This window comes from Halopenitus persicus, assembly GCF_002355635.1.
Taxonomy (GTDB): Archaea; Halobacteriota; Halobacteria; order Halobacteriales; family Haloferacaceae; genus Halopenitus; species Halopenitus persicus_A.
The window spans coordinates 1,618,362-1,639,004 of the sequence record NZ_AP017558.1 but is presented as its reverse complement, the minus strand read 5'-3'; the positions used below and the strand labels follow the sequence as shown (position 1 = coordinate 1,639,004).

Genomic DNA, 20,643 nt, shown 5'->3' with positions numbered 1-20,643 from the left:
TGTGAGGGTTGAGAGAGTTGTGAGGGTTGAGAGGGTTGTGAGGGTTGTGAGGGTGAAGAAGTTGGGACGGCGTTCGGCTACGCGGTGGCCGGCTTCGGACCGACCGGAAACTCGATCCCGTCGATCCATCAGCCGCGGACTGAGGTCGATCGCGGTCCGGTCACCGTCGACTCAGACGTCCGGGTACGGGACGTCGAGCTTCCGCCCGTCGGCCGGAATGAAACACTCGCCGGAGAAGGCCTCGCGGGCCTCGCGTTCGATCGCGGAGGCGTCGCCGGCGTATCGCGAGGAGACGTGGATCAGCGCGAGCCGGGCCACGTCGGCGCGGGTCGCGATCTCGGCAGCTTCGCGCCCGGTCGAGTGGGCCGTTTTCCGGGCGCGATCGGCCATATCGTCGGCGAAGGTGGCGTCGTGGATCAGCAGGTCCGCCTCCGCGGCGACCTCGACGGTACGCTCCTGCGGGCGGGTGTCCGCGGTGTAGACGAGGCGACGACCGGGACGGGGCGGGCCGACGACCTGTTCGGGGCGGATCACGGTGCCGTCCGCGAGCTCGACCGGCTCGCCCTCGTGGAGCCGACCGAACTTCGGCCCCACGGGAACGCCCAGTTCCTCGGCTTTCGCCCGGTCAAAGCGTCCCAGTCGATCGTCCTCCTCGAGGACGTACCCCTGCGACCGCGTCCCGTGGGACGTCTCGAAGGCACGGACCGCGTACTCGTCGGTCTCGAGCGCGACGTTTCCGGGGGCGACCTCGTTGATCCGCACCTGAAAGCCGGGGTCGTGGCCCGCCGCGTGGACGAGGTCGTGGAGGTGTCGCGTCGCGTTCGGCGGACAGTGGACCGCCAGGGGCTCGTTCCGGTCGTTGAAGTCCATCGTCTGGACCAGGCCGGGAAGCCCGAGGACGTGATCGCCGTGGAGATGGGAGACGAAGACGTGGTCGACGGTGAACCCGGTCCCGAACCGCATCATCTGCCGTTGGGTCCCCTCGCCGCAGTCGAACAACAGCCGGTCGCCCTCGCGGTTGCAGAGGACGGCGCTGGGGGCTCGTTCGGTCGTCGGGACGGCGCCGCCGGTCCCGAGGAAGGTCACGCGCAAGGACATGTCCTCAGGTGCGGGCGGGGCTTATAAACCGGTGTCGAAAGGGGGACTCGCCGACGCGTCCGACCGGTCCGTCCGGTCTCCCATCCCGATCGAATCCCACCTGCCGCCCCATCCCGATCGGATCCGCCCGATCGACCGATTCTTGAGCGCGGGGCGCCGAGGGGTCGGTAATGGACGGACCGCTGTGGACGAGCCGGCACGCGCCTGCCCTGTCGGAGATCCGGCAGACTGAGGCCAGAGAGCGGCTCGATCGCGCACTCAGCGAGCCGATGAATCTCGTGGTGCAGGGGCCGCCGGGCGTCGGCAAGACGGCCGCGACCCGGGCGCTGGCCCGGAAAGCCCACGCCGATCCCGACAACGACCTGATCGAGATCAACGTCGCCGACTTCTTCGGCCGGACGAAAAAGGAGATCCGCACCGACCCGCGTTTCGAGTCGTTCCTCGCGGGGCGCAGCGGGATGGCGAAGCGCGACATGATAAACCGCGTGCTCACGGAGTCGGCCGCCTACGCACCGATGAGCGGCGAGTACAAGACGATCGTCCTGGACAACGCCGAGGCGATCCGCGAGGACTTCCAGCAGGCGCTGCGGCGCGTGATGGAGCGGCACCACCGGACGACCCAGTTCGTGATCACGACTCGCCAGCCGACGAAGCTCATCCCGCCGATCCGGTCGCGGTGTTTTCCGGTGCAGGTCCGCTCGCCGACGATCGACGAGACGATCGACGTGCTCGCGACGATCTGCGACCGCGAGAACGTCGCCTACGACGACGACGGACTGGAGTTCGTCGCCAGCGCCGCGGGCGGCGACCTCCGGCGGGCGATCCTCTCCGCGCAGGCGACCGCGGTCGAGGGCGAGTCGATCACCATGTCGACCGCCTACGAGACCCTCGGCGAGGTCGGCCACGACGAGGCGATCCGCGAGGCGCTGGCGGCCGCCGTGGACGGGGATCTCGCCGACGCTCGGAGCACGCTCGGTGACCTCCTCGACGACGAGGGGTACGACGGACCGACCCTCCTCCGCGAGATCCTCCGGGTGGCCCGCGCCGGGTCGACCTACGGCGGGGACCAGCTCGCGCGCCTCCACGCGCTGGCCGGCGAGGTCGACCTGCAGCTCGCCGAGGGGCTCGACGACCAGCTCCACCTCACGCACCTGCTCGCGGCGTGGGCGGCCGGCCGGGAGACCATCGCGGTCGACCTTCGGGATCCGGACGCGGCGGGCGCAGCAGCCTGAGGGGTCGGCGAGCGCGGCGGCCTGAGCATTCGACCGTTCGTGGTAACGGTTCGGGCGGTGTAGCGGCCTGAAAGCGTCAGAAGTGCCACGGAGGGTGCATCACTCGAATGGGTTATCCGGGGTGGTGAGACGAGTGAGTTCGGAAATACCGTCAAACCCGTCGTCGAAGCTGTACAGATGGTCGGTCCCGTCACGCTGCATCGTTGCGACGATGACGGCATCAGTCAACGAGAGCGATTCGTACCGTCGAAACACCGACCGACCGGCGTTGAAATCCGCTTTCGAGGTCTGCAGAAGTGAGAATCCGCTACTCTCGATGAGCGCATCAAGGGTCTCGATGGCCACATCGTGTCCCGCTCTCGCCTGAAGATAATTGATGACTTCCTCGAGAACGTCGCTCAGGACGTATGCCGTCGGGAGGTTCCCGTGATCTATCGCGTTCGCGATCGCGGCCCCTCGCTCGTGGTTCTGGTCGCGTGAAAGACGGGCAGCGATGAGGACGTTCGAATCAACGACGACCGCCGACATCACGAGTCCCCAGCGATGAGATCGTGATCCTCCGCGGCGTCGGTTGGATGGCCGATGTCAACCGGCTCCAGCCGTGAAAACGCGCCGTAGCGCTGTTTGACGAGTTCGACCGAGATCGTCCCGTCCTCGTCCACGTGCCATCGGAGTTTGTCACCTGCCTCGACGCCGGCGGCTTGACGCACCGCCGCGGGAACCGTGATCGAGTAGCTCTCGTTGACCGTCGTTTCGTTCTCGACCTCGTGAGACATATCCGGAGGTACGTGGCACCAACGAAAGTAATTTGCCCCCAAATTACCCGGATGGTCGCTTTCCCCGGCGTGAGTCGCTTCACAAAGACCGGCACGGACTCCGTGCCGAGCACGGCGGCGATCGGAAGTATATCGATCGACGCCCTCGACGATCGATGGTGCAGTCTCTATCGGGGTCGCCGATCGATGGGACACAGACACACCGGGTGTCGAGTGTATATGTGGAGATTTCAAGGGTTGAACCCTGAATGGGCAGTGAGTGCGCACGGAGGCACGGTTCGATGCCAAAGTTGGAGTCACACACCAGGTGTCGTGTGTAAGTGGTGAAGAAGTTCACGGGCAGTACGAGGATCGAATCACAGGATGCTGAGCGTGAGCCGGGAGTACGTATTCTCCTCCTCCATTGAGGCAGAGAGCGGGAGCTCTAGCGAAAGACTTGGGCCTTGATCCCGAGGCGATCGACGGAATCCGAGAACGATCACTGGTTCAGTCGTCTTCGAAAGTTTGCAGAAATTACCACCGATATAGAAATATTCATATTATAGTGAATGACGCGATCTTGCTGACCACTCACAACACACCCACACAGGCATCACCGGCATCGGAATGAAATACGGTTCAGATGAGTATCAGCAGCAGTTCACGCCGCCGGGGAACTGACTCGAGTGCTGGGAACGTTTGCCTCACTCAGACTCACTACTTATCGGTCCGCCGATCCAACAATATACACACGACACCCGGTGTGTCTGTGTTCAAATCGATCGCTGATTTATCAGACATCTAATCCCAATATCTATCGCTTAAATCGCCAAAATACAGGAGTTTACACTAGACAGGTGGAGTCTATGAAACACGTGTATTTATATACTAAACCGGGCGTCGTATGTAATGAGAAACGATCTGTTCAGGATCGATCGCACCAATGACCAACGAGAACCACAGTTCCCTCGACTCGATCTGGCAAAGCGAGGATCCGATCTTCGCGAACAAGGAACTGCTTGACATCGAACATATTCCGAACGAGGACCGGATCATCGGACGAGAGGACGAAATATCCAGCCTTGCCAACAGCATTCACCCCGCGATACGTGGCGGTAAGCCCCGAAACACGCTCATCTACGGGAAGACCGGGACCGGAAAGAGCCTCGTCGCGAAGCACGTCACACAGAGTGCCGAGGAGTTCGCTCGTGACCGTGACACGAAACTCGATCGTGCCTACATCGACTGTACGCAAGCGACGACGGAAACGCAAGTCGTCATCACGCTCGCGCGCTCATTCAACCAACCGGAGACGACGGACATCACGGTCCCCCTGTCCGGGTTGTCAACCAACGCGTACTACGATCGACTGTGGAACATCCTCGATTCGCTCCACGACGTCGTTATCATCATTCTCGATGAGGTCGACAAACTGCAAGGAAACAACGTGTTGATGCAACTGTCTCGGGCAGGTGAAGCTGGCAAGCTCGAAACGTGTAAGGTCGGCATTCTCGCGATCAGCAACAAGATCTCGTTCAAGGATTCACTGAACGAGCGCGTCTTGAGCAGCCTCCTGGAACGCGAGTTCATTTTCCCGCCCTACGATGCGAACCAGCTCCGCGAAATCATGCGACATCGAGAGGATGCCTTTCGCGAAGGCGTCCTGAGTGATGACGTGATTCCGCTCGCGGCCGCCTTCGCCGCACAGGAGCACGGTGACGCGCGGAAGGCGCTCGACATCCTTCGAAACGCCGGCGAACTCGCCAAGGAGGACGATAGCGACGCCGTTCGGGAGGACCACGTTCGAAACGCCCGGCAGAAGGCGGACATCGATCGCTTCTCCAAACTCCTTCAGGACCAACCAACCCAATCGAAAGCGGCAGTGTATGCGCTCTCATTGCTTGCGGACGCGAGCGACGAGGAGGAGTTTCCGACGCGCCGGATATACGAACAGTACGAACGGATCACGGACTCCCTCGATATCGATTCGCTCTCACAACGCCGGATGGTCGATCGGTTGAACGAACTGGCGTTCCTCGACATTCTCGGCGTCACGGACCGTGTCGGCCGGGGTCGTGGCAAGGGGATCACGAACCTGTACTACCTCCTCGAGGACCCGACCGTCGTCCAGACGGCGATCGAATCCGACCCCCGCTTTTCACCCGCCAGCTAGTACCCGTCGTTACACTCGACAGGTGGTGTGTGTCCCACCGGACCGTGATATGGTTAAAACACCACTTAAGCAACATATACACTCGACAGGTGGTGTGTCGACGATCGGCTCGCAGCGAGATGTGGCTCCAGCCGATCACCCCACCGTTCATAGTCGATTTACACTCGACGGACGGTGTGTCTCCGATCGGCGAATCCATCGGATCGGCGCCCCGCCCGATCTGTCCGTTCCGTTTTGACCGTTACACACGACGTCCGGTGTGATTCTCGGCCAGAATAGCGAGAACTACCGAGATATGTGGTAACATATCTATATCGATCCGCGATCTTTTGACGTACGCACCGCTTACGTTTGACCGTCGTGAACACCGATCGATCGCCCACGTCAGAACCACACTCGGACACCGACCCACCGAACTCACGCTCGGGCACCGACCCACCGAACTCACGCTCGGGCACCGACCCACCGAACTCACGCTCGGGCACGAATCCGCCGCTAGCCCGCGTCCTCCCATTCCCGGTCGTCGACGATGCCTGGCGGCTCGCCCGACCGCCGGCGCTGCTCGGCGCGGCGCTGCTCGTGTTCGTCCCGCCCGCGGGCATCGCCCTGCTCGCGCTCGCTCTCGGGATTCTGTGGTTCCATCGCGACCCGCCGCGATCGCCGCCGGACTCGGACGAGTCGTGGGACCTGGATGCGGTCACCGCCGTCTCTCCCGCGGATGGAACGGTCTCCGTCATTCGCGAGGAGGGCGACCGCCTGCGCGTCGGGGTCTTCATGAACGTCACCGACGTCCACGTGAATCGCGCGCCGCTGTCGGGGACGGTGGAGGCGGTTCGCCACCGGCCCGGCGCGTATAAACCCGCCTTCAGCAAGGACTCCGACCGGAACGAGCAGCTCGTGATCGACTGCGGCGACTACGAGCTGTTCTGCATCGCCGGCTGGTTCGCCCGCCGGATCCATCCCCACGTCTCCGTCGGCGACGAGCTCGAACGTGGCCAGCGCGTGGGCCACGTCTCCTTCGGATCGCGCGCAGACGTCCTGTTCCCGCCGTCGGTCGATCGCGAGGACCTACGCGTCCGGGAGGGCGAGACGGTTCGGGCCGGCGAGACCGTGATCGCCGATGTGTGAAGGGAAAGCGTCCTCGCCGACGCTATGCGTTTCGCGGCCGGCCGAGACTAGACGTATCCGTCGACCATCCCCTCGACGTACTTCGCGATCACGTCGACCTCCAGATGGATCGGGTCGCCGGGGTCCTTCTCCGAGAGCGTGGTGAGCTCGTAGGTGGTCGGGATGATCGCCACGTCGAAGGCGTCGTCGCGACGGTCCGCGACCGTGAGTGAGATTCCGTCGAGCGCGACCGAGCCCTTTTGAACCACGTATCGAGCCTGGTCGGCCGGAAGCGCGAACGTGAACCGCCAGTCCTCGCCGACGGACTCGATCGCCTCGACGGTCGCGACCGTGTCGACGTGGCCCTGCACGAGGTGGCCGTCGAAGCGCCCGTCGGCCGGCATCGCGCGTTCGACGTTGACGACGTCGCCGACGTCGAGGGCACCGAGGTAGGTCTTTGCGACCGTCTCGCTCGCGAGGAACACCTCGAAGACGCCGACGTCGTCGCCGGCACCGTCGTCCGCGTAGGAGTCGAGGTCCGTCGCCGCCTCGGCGTCCGCGACGCGCACGTCGTCCCCGTCCGCCTCGACCGTCAGGCAGACGCCGCTGACGCTGATCGATTGGCCGTGATACAGCTCCGAGAGGCCGGGGGCGGCGATCGCGAGCCGTCGCCCGTCCGCGGTCTTCTCGACGCCGACCACCTCGCCGGCGGTCTCGACGATCCCGGTGAACATGGGCCCGTTTCGAACGGGGTCGTGAAGTCGGTGTCGGCACGAATCCGCCGGCGTGGTTCGCCGATGCGGGTCCATCAGGGATGTAATTACATCTAATTAAGATTTATACGTCGGGGACGACGAGACGGCATCAATGAGCGAGTACACGACGATCTCGCTGCGCAAGGAGTTCGTGGCGGACGTCGAGGCGTACATCGAGGACGAGCCCTTCGGATCGGTCAAGGAGTTCGTAAAGCACGTCGTCGTCCGGGAGATGGAATCCGCCGACGAGATCTCCGAGGCGGAAGCCCGCGAGATCGGACAGAAGCTCCGGGATCTGGGGTATATGGAGTGACGCCGGTGGTGTCGTCGTCGTTCGACGCCGGCGCCGACGATGGCGCCGGGGACGTCGAGACTGCGGACGTCGATGGAGTCGGAAACGTCGACGTTGCGGACGTCGATGGCGTGGAGGACGTCACCGACGTCGAGACGGTCGCGACGAGCGAGACGGTCGCGACTGCGGAGATCGCCGAGGGGATCGCAAGCGCCTCGCGGGAGGACCTGCGGCTCGCGCTCATCCCGATCCTGTTCGTCGGGATCTACGGCGGGGGGCGGCTGGCGATGGATCCCGCCGCGATTCCCGCCGCGAGCGCCTCGCTCGCGTGCGGCCTGCTGATCGCGGACGGCCTCTTCTGGCACTCGCCGCGCGACTTTTAACCCGGCGGGGACTACCGATCGGCGATGCGACTCGGGATCCTGGACACGATCGGGCTGGCGACCACGCTGATCTTCGCGATCCCGGTGGCCAACTACGGCGTGATGCGCGCCCTCGACGGCGAGACGGCGGTCGGGGTCGCGATGGTCGGGGTCGCGGTCGCGATGGTCGTCCTCCCGCAGTACTTTCTGGATCCCGAACGGATCCTCCGCGGACTGGTTGGTGGACTCCTTCCGAGTCGGCTGCAGAACGCGGGAGCCGACGCCGAAGACCCGACGGACGGAGCCGCTGACCCGGCCGACGTGGACCGATCGGCGAAGGAGTGACGAACACGGCGGTCGGCGGACGATGTGCATCCCATCGGCGGACGATGTGCATCCCATCGGCGGACGATGTGCATCCCATCGGCGGACGATGTGCATCCCATCAGCGGACGATGTGCATCCCACCGGCGGACGGTGCGCGTCTCCGAATTCGTTCTCCGCGAGCACTCTCCGGCGGTCAGCACCTCGCGATCGCCGTCTCGATCCGCGACCGGATCGACGCGGTCCGGTCGGCCAGATCGGCGATCGTCGCCAGCACGGGATAGGTCGCCTCGTGGTCGTCATAGAGGTACCGCGGCACGTCCGGCGTCTCGCCGGGGACGCGGAGGTCGCGGCGCTGTCGGCGAATGGTCGCCTGCCGCTCCCGGGCGAGCGTCTCACAGCGGTCGCGCAACGCGCCCGCCCGGGCGTGACGTGCCTCGAGCGCGCCGAAACCCATCGCCTCGAGGTCGTCGTTCTCGAGGTGCTCGAGGTCGTTCTCGAGGTGCTCGAGGTCGTTCTCGAGGTGCTCGAGGTCGTTCTCAAGGCACCCGAGGTCGCGAGCCAACTCCGGAAGCGACTCCCGGAGGTCCGCAAGGGACGCTGCCTCCGTGTCGAGCGTGTCGAGAACCGCGGCACAACCCTCGCAACGGTCGCGGACGGCGCGCTGGAGCTCCCGCTTGATCGCGGGATCGAAGGCGGTCCCCGTGGTGAGCGTGGCCGACAGCTCGCGGCCGAACTCGGCCGCGAGGCTCTCGGGATAGGTGTCGTCGTAATCCTCGACGTAGTGTGGAACGCTCATCACCGTCTCCTCGTAGGCGTCGCGCACCGCACACAGCCCGGGCGTCGAGACGGAGCGTGCCCGCTCCCCCACGAGCGGAGTCGCCGCCGGCGCCAGGGCTGCCGTCCGGGACTCCACGTCGGCGAGGCGTTTTCGAAAGGCGTTGAAGGCCTGTCGCTCGTCGGCGACGCGGCGGCGCTCGGTGCGTACCGCCCGCCGGAGGGCCGCGAGCCGGTCGCCGATCCGATCGTCGCTCGGTCGCGTCGCCGATCCGGTTGCCATACGCCGACACGACCGCCGCACGGGATTAAACGCTTATAAGACCCCTATTGAGTCACGCGGAGCGATACTCCCGGATCCGAGCGGTCCGATCGACTATATAGACCGCGCGATCGGAGACCACTGGAACGAGACGCGACGCTTGCCGCGCCGTGGCGGGCAGCCGAACGTGACTTCACTCGGGGATCTCCGCCATCGCCTCTCGAACTCGATCCCAGGCGACGGGCGGATCGAACCGGGCCAGCGCCCGGTCGGTCGCCTCGAGGCGATCCGCGAACCGGTCGCGCCAGTCCGGCGCAGCCAGGTCCGACAGCGTCGCGGAGAGCGTCGAACGCCGCCGGTCCGCGGCGTCGATCCGCGACGGGAGCGGCGCCGGAACCGACGCATCCGCCCGGTCGGCCCAGCGCCGGAGGTCGGCCGATTCCGTCCGAAGGTCGGTAACCAGTAGCTCGAGCACGCGCGTGTGGACGACCGCGTCGACCCACGCCTGTGCCGGTGCGTCGACCCACGCCTGTGCCGGCGCCTGCTCGCCGTTCGAACCCGACGATCCTGCAAGTCGCTCGACCGTGGTCGACAGCTCCCCGAGCGCCTCCTCGAGGGCGTCGACGTCGGCCGCGAGCGCCGCAGTACGCTCGGCGGGCGACTCGAGCCACGACTCGAAGGCATCGACGTCGGACGCGAGATCGTCGGCCACCCGGACGACGCGCTGTGCGTCGGCCGCCGTCTCGCGCAGTTCGACCGCCGACCGGTGGATCGCCGTGGGCGTGTCGAGCCGATTACGGGAGGCATGGACCGTTTCGCCGAGTTCGACGGTGCGGCGCTGCAGGGCGGCGAGGCGGTGCTCGAGCGCCCGCAACCGATGGTGGACGACGTCGATGTCGGCCAGGGGATCGGCCGTTGCCCGAACGTCGTCGACCGCGCGAGCGGCGAGGTCGACGCGCGTCTCCGCCGTGGCGAGGATCTGTGAGACGTCCGAGACGGTGGTCGCAACCGCATCGCGGGTGAGAACGCCGTCGTCGGAGAACGGGTCGAGATCCCGGCGGATCGCAGCCGGTTCACGGTCGGTTCCGTCGGCGACCGCCGCGGCGACCGACTCGACGGCCGGGTCGTGATCGAGGAGCGGCTCCGCAGTCGATGCCGTGTCGGCGGCAGTCGGATCGGCGACGGCCGGATCGGGACGGTCTGTCTCGGTCACGGACGGGGGTTTCCCGCCCCGTCGTGTATACCTTCCGTCAGAACCGATCGTTGTGGTCCGTTTCTCCCGGTAGCGATACGATCGACTATATAGCGATCCGAGCCACCCATATCTGACGGGAGCCGAACGTATCGATAGGTATCCGAACGTATCGATAGGTATCCGAACGGATGGGTCGCTATGCAGTCATACCGGATCGTACCGATCGGTGGGGTTTCGGAGCGGTATGCTCGACTCGGGATGCATACTGACGAAGACATATCAGAAATATAAACCCGTTTACAAGGACCGCCTGATCGTACTGGTGATGTCAGACCGTAACTGGGCTGAAACCGGCGTATCACGGCGGAAGTTCCTGGTCACCTCCGGTGCGATCGGGTCGGCCGGACTGGCTGGCTGTAGCGGAAGCACGGGAACGACCGGCGGCAACGGGAACGGTGGCGGGAACGGGACCGGCGGCAACGGGAACGGCAACGGCGGTAATGGCGACGGAAACGGCGGCAGCAGCGACGACACCGAGACGAACGACGGGAACGGCCCGGCGCTGCTCACCGCGGAGGGGTCCTCGACGGTCTATCCCATCTCGAACACGGGCAGCTCCTACTGGAACGCGAACGCGCCGCCGAGCGACGGCGAGTACTGGGGCTCGAACGACGAGACGTCCGTTCCGGGCTGGGACGAGATCGAGACGGACATGTACCTCGCCGACTACTTCGCCAGCCAGTTCGGCTTTGAACCGACCGACCAGCGGTCGAATCCCCCGTACAACACGACGGTGAGCCTGAGTCACTCCGGAACGGGCTGTGAGGCGGTGCGGGACGAGCTGGTCGACATCGGCAACTCCTCGGGACCGATCACGGCGGAACTCGGGATCAGCGAATCGGCGGCGGACGAGCAGTTCGTCGACCACGTCGTCGGCCGGGACGGACAGCCCGTCGTCGTGAGCAGCGACGTGTACGAGAACGGCGTCCAGCAGCTCACCGGCGAGCAGATCCGCGGGATCTACCAGGACGAGATCACGAACTGGTCCGAGGTCGGCGGCCCCGACCAGGAGATCTACGCCATCGGTCGCGCCGAGGGGTCGGGGACGGACACCTCATTCCGACTGAACATGCTCGGCGACGCCTCGGCGTCGATGTCCGGCGTCGACACCCGGTTCGGGCAGAACCAGCAGGTCGCCGAGGCGGTCGCGAACAACGAGGGCGCCATCGCGTACATGGCGCTCGCGTTCACGAGCGACGCGGTCCAGCCGATCGCGATCGACTTCGAGGGCACGGTCTACGAGCCCGACCGGGACGCCGAGAACACGATCTTCGACAGCGAGTACCCGCTCAACCGGGACCTTCACATGTACACGAAGGTCACCGACGCGACCCCGAGCGGAACGGACCGTCGCGAGGGCGCGTTCCTGAACATGTTCTTGACCGAGTTCGGACAGACCGTCTTCGTCGAGGACAACAACTACATCCCGCTGCCAACGTCCGACATCGAGTCCGAAGCGGGGAAGCTGCCCGACCCGGCGTAACGCCGCCGTGAACTGACCCGTCGAGACACATCGATATTTATACGAATGCATTCATTATGACGCGGACGACCGACACACGAACCGACGACGAGCGGGTGCGGCGCGTCCGACGCCGGCTTCGCGCGTTCCACGAGGAGTCCTCGACCGCCGCGATCGTCACCGTCGGGACGATGACGGTCGCGCTGTTGGCCTCGCTCGTCGGGTTCCTGCTGGCCTCGCCGCTTACGGCCCTCCCCTTCGCAGCGTTCCTCATCGCCGCCGGCGTCGGCTGGATACGGCATCAGGGACTGACCGCTCGAGTGTTGACCTTCGCGATGACGGTCTCGACGGTGCTCATCCTGCTGTTGATCACCGTGTTCATCGCCGTCGAATCGATCCCCGTGATCCGCTACGGGACCGCGACCGTGTTCGGCGTCCCGGTGCCGGGACTTCGACTGTTCACCGAAACGCGGTGGGACGCGGTCGCGGAGCCCATACGGTACTCGATGGTTCCGATGATCCACGGAACCGTGATGGTGACGACGATCGCCACCGCGGTCGCCGCCCCGCTCGGCGTCGCCGCCGCGCTGTTCCTCTCGGAGATCGCGCCGGGTCCAGTCCGTGAGTTCGTCAAACCGGGCGTCGAGATCCTCGCCGGCATCCCGTCGATCGTCTACGGGTTCATCGGGTTCACGATCCTGAGCCCCTGGGCGAGCGACCAGTTCCGGACCACCGGCCAGGGGTCGTACCTCTTCGTTGGCATCGTGGTCGGATTGATGGCACTTCCGACGGTGGTCTCGGTGGCCGAGGACGCCCTGAGCAGCGTTCCCGAGTCGATGAAGAGCGGCTCGCTCGCGATGGGGACCACCGACTGGCAGACGATGACGTCGATCACGCTGCCGGCGGCCTTCTCGGGCGTCTCGGCGGCGGTTCTGCTCGGCGTCGGCCGCGCCATCGGCGAGACGATGGCGGCGACGGTGATGCTTCGCGGCGTCCCGCAACTGACGAAACCGCTGTACAACGTCTTTTACGGCCAGGAGACGCTCACCTCGCTGATCGCGAACAACTACGGGAACGCACACGGGCTCCAGATGGACGCCCTCTTTCTCGCCGGCGTGATCCTGTTCATCACGGTCCTGGCCATCTCGATCGGCTCGCAGTACATCGAGTGGCGAATGCATCGGAAGCTCGGGGGTGAGGTCTGATGGCGGGGGCGACGCAAACGCCCCTGATCCGCGGGGACGCCTCGCGTCCCGAGGCGATCGCCGGCGTCGCGATCGCGGTCGCAATAACCCTGATCGCGGTCGGTATCGCGTCGCTGTTCGACCTCGTTTCGATCGACGCCACGGTCGGCGGCCTCCCGGCGGTGACCGTCCTCGGCGGACTGCTGGTGGCGCTCGGCGCGGCGGTCATCGGCCTCGGCGTCGGGTCGGCGCTCGGATACGTCGAGACGGAGCCGAGCCCGAACGCCGGGCTCGTCGCGACCGTCGCGTTCTCGGGCATCTGGTTCACGCTCGGGGCGGTTGCGGCGTCGGCGACGTTCGGGGACGGGATCGCGTGGATCCCGGTAGGTGCGGTGACCGGCGGCACCGCGTTCGTGACGACGGCGGCCGCCCGCGAGGACGTCGGGGCGACGCTCCCCGCCGGTGCAGTGGCGATCGTCGTCGGCGGAACGTTCCTGGCCGGGACGATCGGCCCGTCGTGGGTGTGGGACCTGGGATTCGAACAGCAGGCGTCGCTGACCGCGACGTTCGTCGTCCCGATCGCGACGATCGGCTGCGGGCTGCTCGCCGGCTGGGCGGCTGCGGCGGCGTACGGCGGGTTCGGCGCTCGTGGGCGGCGAATGGGTGCGTACCTCCTCATCTACGTGAACGCGAGCGCCATCATCGGCGTGCTGTTCCTGCTGATCGCCTTCACCGCCGTCCGCGGGATCCCGGGGCTGCTGACCGGTGCCGCGGTCGGACCCGGGTCCGGACCGACGGTGTCGATCCTCGGAATCTCGGTCGCGCTTCCGGTCTCGATCCCGTTCGTGATGAACGGCGTCTCGCTGCTGAACGACTTCCAGGGCGTGCTCCCCGCCATCGTCGGCACGGTCTGGCTCGTCGTGGGCGCGGTCGCGTTCGCGGTCCCGCTGGGCGTCGGCGCCGCGGTGTTCCTGACCGAGTACGCCGAGCGCGGCCGACTGACCCAGCTGGTCGAGGTCGCGACCAACGGACTCTGGAGCACCCCGAGCATCGTCTTCGGGCTGTTCGGGTTCACGTTCCTCGTTCCCCGGTTCGGCGGAACCAAGTCGTTGCTTTCGGGGATGCTGACGCTCGGGTTTATGCTGCTCCCGCTGGTGCTCATCACGAGCCGGGAGGCGCTGTTGGCCGTCCCCGACGAGTATCGGGACGCCAGCGCGGCGCTCGGCGTCTCGAAGTGGCGGACGATCCGCAGCGTGGTCGTGCCGGCCGCGCTGCCGGGTATGGTCACCGGGGTCATTCTCGGCGTCGGTCGGATCGCCGGCGAGACCGCGCCCATCCTGTTGACGATGACCGGGGGAACCTTCGTGTCCGGAGACCGGGCGGCCGACGTCATCGGCGGGTTCGCGTTCACCGCCCAGCCGCCGTTCGTCACGAACCCCGAACTGTTGCAGGCGACCACGGCGCTGCCGTTCCAGCTGTACGCGCTCATCACCGCCGGCGTCGGGCTGGGCGACAACGTCTCGAACCCGACCGAGTTCCAGTGGGCGACGGCGTTCGTGCTGCTGCTCGTCGTGTTGTCGTTCTACGCGGTCGGCATCGGCGCGCGATACTACTTCCGGAGGCGACTTCGACATGAGTGAAACCACACCAGCGACGACTGAGAAACGGAATCGAACGGAAACGGAGGAACCGGACCGAACGGAAACGGAGGAATCGAACCGAACGGAAACGGAGGAACCGGACCGAACGGAAACGGGGGGTACGACCGGGACGAACGAGTCCGAGAACGCGGCGACCCACACCACGGCCGGCGAGACGGACGAGCAGGTACGCGAGGAGTGGCGTGAGTACGAGTTCGAGGGCGAGGCGAAGTTCGCCGTCGAGGACCTCGACGTCCATTACGGCGAGGACCATGCGCTGCAGGGCGTATCGATCGAGATCCCGAAGAACAGCGTCACCGCGCTCATCGGGCCGTCGGGCTGCGGAAAGTCGACGTTTCTCCGGAGTCTCAACCGGATGAACGACCGGATCAAGGGCGCTCGCGTCGACGGGTCGGTGCGGATCGACGGACGGGAGATCTACCAGGACGGGGTGAACCTCGTCGAGCTTCGAAAGCGGGTCGGGATGGTGTTCCAGTCGCCGAACCCGTTCCCGAAGTCGATCCGCGAGAACATCGCGTACGGTCCGGAGAAACACGGCGACATCGAGACCGGGCTCCTCGCACGGCTGCTCGGACGCAGCGACGCGGCGGCCCGCGACCGGCTGGTCGAGGAATGCCTCCGTGATGCGGCCCTCTGGGAGGAGGTCAACGACCGTCTCGACGACAACGCGCTCGGGCTCTCGGGCGGCCAGCAGCAGCGGCTCTGCATCGCGCGCTGTCTCTCGGTCGATCCGGAGGTCATCCTGATGGACGAGCCCGCCTCCGCGCTCGACCCGATCGCCACCGCGAAGATCGAAGACCTCATCGAGCAGCTCAGCGAGGAGTACACGGTGGTCATCGTCACGCACAATATGCAGCAGGCCGCGCGCATCTCCGACCAGACCGCCGTGTTCCTCACCGGGGGCGAACTCGTGGAGTACGGTGACACCGACCAGGTGTTCGAGGACCCCCACAGCGAGCGCGTCGAGGACTACATCACGGGCAAGTTCGGGTGATCGAATGCCACGGGAACGCTACCAGGACGCCCTCGAGGCGCTCCGCGACGACGTCCTCGAGATGGGCGAGCACGTCGACGCACAGCTCGAGACGGCTCTCGAGAGCCTCTCGACCGGATCGGAGTCCGCGGCGCAGGCAGTCATCGAGGGTGACGCCGAGATCAACGAGCGGTACCTGGCGCTCGAGACCGACTGCGTCGACCTGTTCGCGCTCCAGCAGCCGGTGGCCGGCGACCTCCGATTCGTCACCGCCTCGTTCAAGATCAGCACCGACCTCGAGCGGATCGGCGACCTCGCCGTCAACCTGGCACGGTACGCACGCGCCGCGGAGCGGACCCTCGAGCCCGACGTCGCCATCGACGCGATCGGCGAGGCGGTTCGGTCGCTGCTCGACCGCAGCCTCGAGGCGTACGCCGCCGAGGACGCCGCCGCATGTCGTCGGATCGCGGCCGACGACGACGAGGTCGACGGTCTGTGTCAGCGGGCCAGCGAGACGGTGACCCGCGGCCTGATCGAACGAAACGTCGACGACGACCCGTGGGCGATCGAGCGACTGCTCGACGACGTCTCGCGCGTGCTGTTGACGATCCGTGATCTCGAACGGATCGCCGATCACGCCGTGAACGTCGCCGCACGAACGCTGTACATGATCGACGGCGATCCGGAGCTGATCTACTGAGAGGAACCGATGGAAACACGCAAAGTACAGACGGTCGGCAACGGAACGTACACGGTCTCGCTGCCGAAGGAGTGGGCCGAGGCGGAGGACGTCTCGGCGGGCGACACGGTGACGTTGCATCGCCACACTGACGGCATCCTCGCCATCCAGGCGCCGCGCGGGAGCGACGACCGGGACGGGACGGGCGACCCGGGCGAGGCAGTCGACGGGATCGGCACGAACGTCCGAAGCGGTCCCGCCGTTCGGACGGCGGCCCTCGATCCGCGGTCCCTGGCGGGCACGCTTCGGGCGGCCTACGCGGCCGGCGTGCGGACGGTGGAGCTGCACCACGAGGAACCGCTCGGGGCCGAACACCGGCGCGCCATCGAGTCGGTCCTCCGGCGTCGGATCGGGACGTCGATGGCCGAGACATCGACCACCGAGACGTCGGAGAGCGGAACCGCGGTGCGGATGCTGCTCGATCCCGGGGAGGTCTCGGTGTCCCAGTCGGTCCGTCAGCTCGCGTTCGTGGTCGACGCGACGCAGCGGGCCGCCGTCGAATCGCTGGCGACGGCCGGCGACCGATCGACCGTCGCGGAGCGTGCGGACCACGCCGCGCGCCTCTCGGCGATGATCGACCGGACGGTCACGCTCGGAATGGCCGACCTCGAGGCGGCCGACGCGATCGGCGCATCCCGGTCGGCGCTGTTCGAGTCGTGGACCGCGATGCGCGAGCTGGAACGCGTCCGCGAGGCCGCCGCCGACGTCGCCGCGGCCGCGGCGCGGATGGAGGATCCGCCGACCGAGTCCCGGCTCGCCGAGACCCGAGAGATCGCCGCCGACGTCCGGTCGATCGTGTCCGAGGGGGTGAGCGTCGTCGTCGGCGACGAGGATGCCGAGACGGCGCAGCAGGCACTCACAGCCGAGGCCCGAGCGCGTGAGACGATCGACGCGTTCGATCGTCGACTAGCCACGGCCGACCGGGGCGCGCCGGTGCTGCGGACCGTGCTGTCCCGGCTGCGGCGGATCGCGGAGCGTGGCGCCGCCATCGCGGAATTGGGTCTCAGACGGACGCTCCGACGGCAGAACGCGACCGCGGAGCGGCCCGCGAGAACGCCCGAATCCCCGTCGCAGTAGCTCGAATCCACCGGTAGAAGCCCCGATAGGATCCTCCGATAGAATTCTCGCGTTAGTATCGATCCGGTGCGAGGGCGGTCGGGCACGCACACGGCCGCTCGACCGTCGCGTCGCAAACCACGACGAGATCCCGCAATCGGACCGCACCGTGGCCGGGGTCGCGAACGCCCGCCTCGACCGCCAGCACGGTGCCGGCCCGGAGCGGCGTGCTCGAGTCAGGGGCCGGCGCCTCCCGCCGGGTGAGTCCGACGCCGTACCCGCCGGCGTGGGTCGTGCCGGTCGTCCGGTCCCCGAGGGTCGGATCGAACCCGTAGGCGCCGATCTCGGCGGCGACCTCCTCGCGAAGCAGCGAAACCGGATCGCCGGGATCGACCGTCTCGACCGCGGCCTCGAGCGCGGATTCGACCGCGAGGTGTGCGCGCCGCTGCCAACCGCCGTCACCGTCGACGACGACCGTTCGCGCCAGCGCGCCGTGATAGCCCGCCGGCCCCCGCGGCGCGAACGAGACGGTGATGAGGTCGCCCGCGCGGAGGGCGCCGGTATCGGTCGCCGCCGCCCGAACGGTCGTATTTTCGCCGGGATCGACGCCGGCCCGAGCCAGAGCCGCGTTCGCCTCCCGCCGGAGCCGCTCCGTCGACAGGGGAGACCCCTGCCACCGGAGCTCCCGCGACGACCCGGTGACGTCGCCGTCGGCAAGCAGCGACGTCACCGCACGCATCGCCGCCACGGCTGCGGACTGAACGGTTCGATGACGGTCGATCTCCGCGTCCGATTTGACCGCTCGGGCGTCCCGAACCACCGTGGTCGAACGGACGCCGTGATCGGCCTGCTCGAGATAGACCGCCGCGTCGTGCGGGAGGTCCCGCGGGACGACCACGTCGGCGTTCGGTCCGGCGAGCTCCGTAACCGCGGCGGCGGCGCGTTCGCCTACGGGCGCGCGTGCGTCAACCGGCGCGCCGCCGTCCGCACCGGTCGAACGAACGATCCGATCGAGCGCGTCGCTCCCCGACGCCTCGCGAAACCGTCCGGCGGCAGCCGTCGAGTTCCCGGGTCGGGGCTCGGCGGGCGGGCACAGCACCGCCTCGTCGGCGGTCACGACGGCCGCGGCCCGGGCCTCGAACGCGCCGAGCCGGGCGAGGTACTGCAGGTCAGCGTCGAATCGGTCGCCGACGACGACCAGCGCGTCCGCCCCCTGATCCCGGAGTCGCGTCGAGATCGGCGAGAGGTCGGTCACGATCGGTGCATCGGGGTCGGCGTCGCCGGTCACGGCTCGGGTTCCGGCGCCGCCAGCTCCGCCTGGACCTCCTCGATCAGCTCGTCGGGGGGCTCCTCCCGGAGTTCGTTGAACAGCAGGACGCTCACCGGGAGCGTCGGCGCGCCGGTGATCAGGTTCTCGAGGACAACGAGCCGCTCGCGGGCGCGGGACATTCCCACGTAGAAGACGCGGCGCTCGTTGTCGGTGAGGACCGGTACCGGGCTGGTTGATTTCGTGAACTCCTCGACGCCCTCGACGTCGGTCGGGTCCTCGACGGAGGCGGCGAGCTGTTCGACCACCTTCTCGGTGAGGTCCGTCGAAACGAAGACGTGGTCGGCCTCCCGGCCCTTCGCGGAGTGGATCGTCCCGATCCGGATGCGGTTCGGGGCGACGTCCTGGTAGTCGCCGTCGAAGTAGGCCTCGACCGAGTTCCGCTGGAAGCTCGTCACCTTTCGGACCATGTCGCTGGCGCTGGCTCGGTCGGGCATAAACGGCGCGTACTCGGCGATCGTCTCCGGCGCGATCTCTAGCTGCGTGATGTCGTCGGCGTCGGCCGCCTCCTCGCGGTCGTCGAGGTAGTCGTAGAAGTCGTCGCGCTCGTTCGTGCCGAACGTCGACTCCTGGAGCATGTCCGCCAGGCGGCGGGCCTCAAGGCCCGAGACCGGCTCGTCGTCGTTGTACTTCTCGACCGCCCGAACGTAGTCGGTGAGCCGGTCGGTCCACATCCGGCCGTCGGTGAGGAGCTTGAACGGGATGCCGTGGTCGATGAACTCGTCGATGAAGTCGAACATCTGGTAGCGCGCCCGGAACAGACACATCACGCTGCCGTCGTCGTCGTCGATCGTGTACCGGACGTTGCGAACCAGTTCGAGCATCGAGGGGCTCTCGATGGCCTCGACGACGCCGCCCTCCTTGCGCGGCCGGAGGTCCTTCTCCTGGCGCTTGTCGATGTGGCGGATCTCCGCGTTGACGACGTTGAGGATCCGGGAGGGAAGCCGGTAGGAGTTGGGAAGGACGACGTCCTCGTCGACGTCGGTGTCGAGCAGGAGGTCGGGGTCGGCGCCCTGCCAGGCGTAGACGACCTGGTCGTCGTCGCCGGCGATGAGCGCCGTCTCCACGTGGGGCAGCCACTCCTCGAAGACGTCGTACTGGAGGGTCGTGATGTCCTGGAACTCGTCGATCACGAGGTAGTCGACGTTCGGGACGAGCGAGCGCTGCGCGACGCGCTCGAGCATGTCCGCGAAGCCGACGAGCTCGTGGTCGCCCTTGTAGGCCCGCCAGGCGCGGATCGTCTCGGGAACGTCGATCCGGTCGTCGTCGGCCGACCACGTGGGCGTGTACTTGTTGCCCTCCTGGGCGTTCGGGTCGATTTCGGGCGGGAGCCGGACCTCCTCGACGTCCCACTGGAAGGGGACGTCGTACCAGTCGGCGACGTCGCGGTTGGTCCGCTGGAGCCACTGGGAGGTCGCGATGATCTTGTTGCCGATCGTCGTCGATCGCGCGGTCCGGCGGTTGGCGCCGCCGTACTCGTCCTCGAACTCGATCCCATACCCCTCACAGAAGTCGGATTTGTCGTCCTCGCCGACGACGTCGCCCCGCGAGAGGTTGAGCAGCTCGTAGGCCTTCGCGTGCATCGTGCAGACGTTCCCCTGGAGGGACCGCGGGGAGACGTCGAGCCGTTCGGCGAGCCGGTCGCGGACCTCGGCGGCGGCCGCACGGGTGTACGAGACCACCAGCACGTCGCGAACGTCGACGCTGCCGTCCTGCAGGAGCTCGTCGACGCGGTCGAGCAGCGCGGTCGTCTTCCCGCTGCCCGGACCGCCGAACAGGCGGGTCACGGTCGGGTCGGCATCGGTCATTGTACCCCTACACGGGCCCCGCTCGGATAAACGACGTGGCT

The 20,643-nt window shown here is 66.9% G+C and carries 20 protein-coding genes; 12 read left to right on the top strand and 8 right to left on the bottom strand.

Annotation, left to right across the window (positions count from 1 at the left end):
• Positions 1 to 171: 171 nt before the first annotated feature.
• Positions 172 to 1,098, bottom strand: coding sequence for a ribonuclease Z (gene rnz / locus CPZ00_RS07885; protein ID WP_096390395.1), 927 nt, complete (start codon positions 1,096 to 1,098; stop codon positions 172 to 174).
• A gap of 170 nt (positions 1,099 to 1,268) precedes the next feature.
• Between rnz and CPZ00_RS07880 the strand changes: the two genes are divergently transcribed.
• Positions 1,269 to 2,330 carry an AAA family ATPase gene (locus tag CPZ00_RS07880; protein ID WP_096390394.1) on the top strand — a complete coding sequence of 354 codons (1,062 nt, stop codon included), beginning with the start codon at positions 1,269 to 1,271 and terminating at the stop codon, positions 2,328 to 2,330.
• A gap of 99 nt (positions 2,331 to 2,429) precedes the next feature.
• On the opposite strand, the gene CPZ00_RS07875 is transcribed toward CPZ00_RS07880, so the two are convergent.
• Together CPZ00_RS07875 and CPZ00_RS07870 are read right to left on the bottom strand one after the other, a co-directional pair.
• Positions 2,430 to 2,858: a type II toxin-antitoxin system VapC family toxin gene (locus tag CPZ00_RS07875; protein ID WP_096390393.1), complete on the bottom strand. Its 429-nt coding sequence runs from the start codon at positions 2,856 to 2,858 to the stop codon at positions 2,430 to 2,432.
• Positions 2,858 to 3,106, bottom strand: a complete 249-nt coding sequence (locus CPZ00_RS07870; protein WP_096390392.1) for an AbrB/MazE/SpoVT family DNA-binding domain-containing protein — start codon at positions 3,104 to 3,106, stop codon at positions 2,858 to 2,860. The genes CPZ00_RS07875 and CPZ00_RS07870 overlap by 1 nt, the downstream gene beginning before the upstream one ends.
• Before the next feature lie 922 nt (positions 3,107 to 4,028).
• Here CPZ00_RS07870 and CPZ00_RS07865 point away from each other — a divergent pair.
• Positions 4,029 to 5,258, top strand: a complete 1,230-nt coding sequence (locus CPZ00_RS07865) for an orc1/cdc6 family replication initiation protein (protein WP_096390391.1) — start codon at positions 4,029 to 4,031, stop codon at positions 5,256 to 5,258.
• A gap of 351 nt (positions 5,259 to 5,609) precedes the next feature.
• Complete coding sequence (locus CPZ00_RS07860) at positions 5,610 to 6,386, top strand: protein sorting system archaetidylserine decarboxylase (RefSeq protein ID WP_269845461.1); 777 nt, start codon at positions 5,610 to 5,612, stop codon at positions 6,384 to 6,386.
• Positions 6,387 to 6,433: 47 nt separating this feature from the next.
• On the opposite strand, the gene CPZ00_RS07855 is transcribed toward CPZ00_RS07860, so the two are convergent.
• Positions 6,434 to 7,099 carry a riboflavin synthase gene (locus CPZ00_RS07855; RefSeq protein ID WP_096390390.1) on the bottom strand — a complete coding sequence of 222 codons (666 nt, stop codon included), beginning with the start codon at positions 7,097 to 7,099 and terminating at the stop codon, positions 6,434 to 6,436.
• 133 nt (positions 7,100 to 7,232) lie between these two features.
• On the opposite strand from CPZ00_RS07855, the gene CPZ00_RS07850 reads away from it, so the two are divergent.
• The 3 genes from CPZ00_RS07850 to CPZ00_RS07840 are packed head-to-tail and all read left to right on the top strand — an operon-like array spanning position 7,233 to position 8,119.
• On the top strand, positions 7,233 to 7,433 hold the full coding sequence (locus tag CPZ00_RS07850) for a hypothetical protein (RefSeq protein WP_021072996.1): 201 nt from the start codon (positions 7,233 to 7,235) through the stop codon (positions 7,431 to 7,433).
• Positions 7,434 to 7,441: 8 nt separating this feature from the next.
• Entirely contained in the window at positions 7,442 to 7,795 is a 354-nt protein-coding gene (locus tag CPZ00_RS15865; RefSeq protein WP_233255059.1) for a hypothetical protein, read from the top strand.
• Between the two features lie 24 nt (positions 7,796 to 7,819).
• Positions 7,820 to 8,119 (top strand): DUF7533 family protein, encoded by a 300-nt coding sequence (locus CPZ00_RS07840; RefSeq protein WP_096390389.1) that lies wholly within the window; start codon positions 7,820 to 7,822, stop codon positions 8,117 to 8,119.
• A 175-nt stretch (positions 8,120 to 8,294) separates the two neighbouring features.
• Here CPZ00_RS07840 and CPZ00_RS07835 read toward each other — a convergent pair whose 3' ends face one another.
• Together CPZ00_RS07835 and CPZ00_RS07830 are read right to left on the bottom strand one after the other, a co-directional pair.
• Complete coding sequence (locus CPZ00_RS07835) at positions 8,295 to 9,158, bottom strand: DUF7260 family protein (RefSeq protein WP_096390388.1); 864 nt, start codon at positions 9,156 to 9,158, stop codon at positions 8,295 to 8,297.
• A 172-nt stretch (positions 9,159 to 9,330) separates the two neighbouring features.
• Entirely contained in the window at positions 9,331 to 10,350 is a 1,020-nt protein-coding gene (locus CPZ00_RS07830) for a halo transducer protein (protein ID WP_096390387.1), read from the bottom strand.
• Between the two features lie 307 nt (positions 10,351 to 10,657).
• Between CPZ00_RS07830 and CPZ00_RS07825 the strand changes: the two genes are divergently transcribed.
• From CPZ00_RS07825 to CPZ00_RS07800, 6 genes are read left to right on the top strand one after another with little or no spacing between them, the layout of a single operon-like run.
• Positions 10,658 to 11,875, top strand: a complete 1,218-nt coding sequence (locus CPZ00_RS07825; protein WP_096391639.1) for a substrate-binding domain-containing protein — start codon at positions 10,658 to 10,660, stop codon at positions 11,873 to 11,875.
• 56 nt (positions 11,876 to 11,931) lie between these two features.
• A complete protein-coding gene (gene pstC, locus CPZ00_RS07820; protein ID WP_096390386.1) occupies positions 11,932 to 13,059 on the top strand; it encodes a phosphate ABC transporter permease subunit PstC in 1,128 nt (375 codons plus the stop codon).
• Complete coding sequence (gene pstA / locus CPZ00_RS07815) at positions 13,059 to 14,678, top strand: phosphate ABC transporter permease PstA (protein ID WP_096390385.1); 1,620 nt, start codon at positions 13,059 to 13,061, stop codon at positions 14,676 to 14,678. Before pstC ends, pstA begins: the two co-directional genes overlap by 1 nt.
• Positions 14,671 to 15,693 (top strand): phosphate ABC transporter ATP-binding protein PstB, encoded by a 1,023-nt coding sequence (gene pstB / locus CPZ00_RS07810; protein ID WP_096390384.1) that lies wholly within the window; start codon positions 14,671 to 14,673, stop codon positions 15,691 to 15,693. The genes pstA and pstB overlap by 8 nt, the downstream gene beginning before the upstream one ends.
• Before the next feature lie 4 nt (positions 15,694 to 15,697).
• The gene (gene phoU / locus CPZ00_RS07805) at positions 15,698 to 16,372 is read left to right on the top strand and encodes a phosphate signaling complex protein PhoU (RefSeq protein WP_096390383.1); all 675 of its coding nucleotides are present in this window, start codon (positions 15,698 to 15,700) and stop codon (positions 16,370 to 16,372) included.
• Between the two features lie 9 nt (positions 16,373 to 16,381).
• Complete coding sequence (locus CPZ00_RS07800) at positions 16,382 to 17,488, top strand: AbrB/MazE/SpoVT family DNA-binding domain-containing protein (protein ID WP_096390382.1); 1,107 nt, start codon at positions 16,382 to 16,384, stop codon at positions 17,486 to 17,488.
• A gap of 52 nt (positions 17,489 to 17,540) precedes the next feature.
• On the opposite strand, the gene CPZ00_RS07795 is transcribed toward CPZ00_RS07800, so the two are convergent.
• The gene (locus tag CPZ00_RS07795) at positions 17,541 to 18,755 is read right to left on the bottom strand and encodes a M24 family metallopeptidase (protein WP_096390381.1); all 1,215 of its coding nucleotides are present in this window, start codon (positions 18,753 to 18,755) and stop codon (positions 17,541 to 17,543) included.
• Positions 18,752 to 20,602, bottom strand: coding sequence for a UvrD-helicase domain-containing protein (locus CPZ00_RS07790; RefSeq protein WP_096390380.1), 1,851 nt, complete (start codon positions 20,600 to 20,602; stop codon positions 18,752 to 18,754). Before CPZ00_RS07790 ends, CPZ00_RS07795 begins: the two co-directional genes overlap by 4 nt.
• Positions 20,603 to 20,643: the final 41 nt, after the last annotated feature.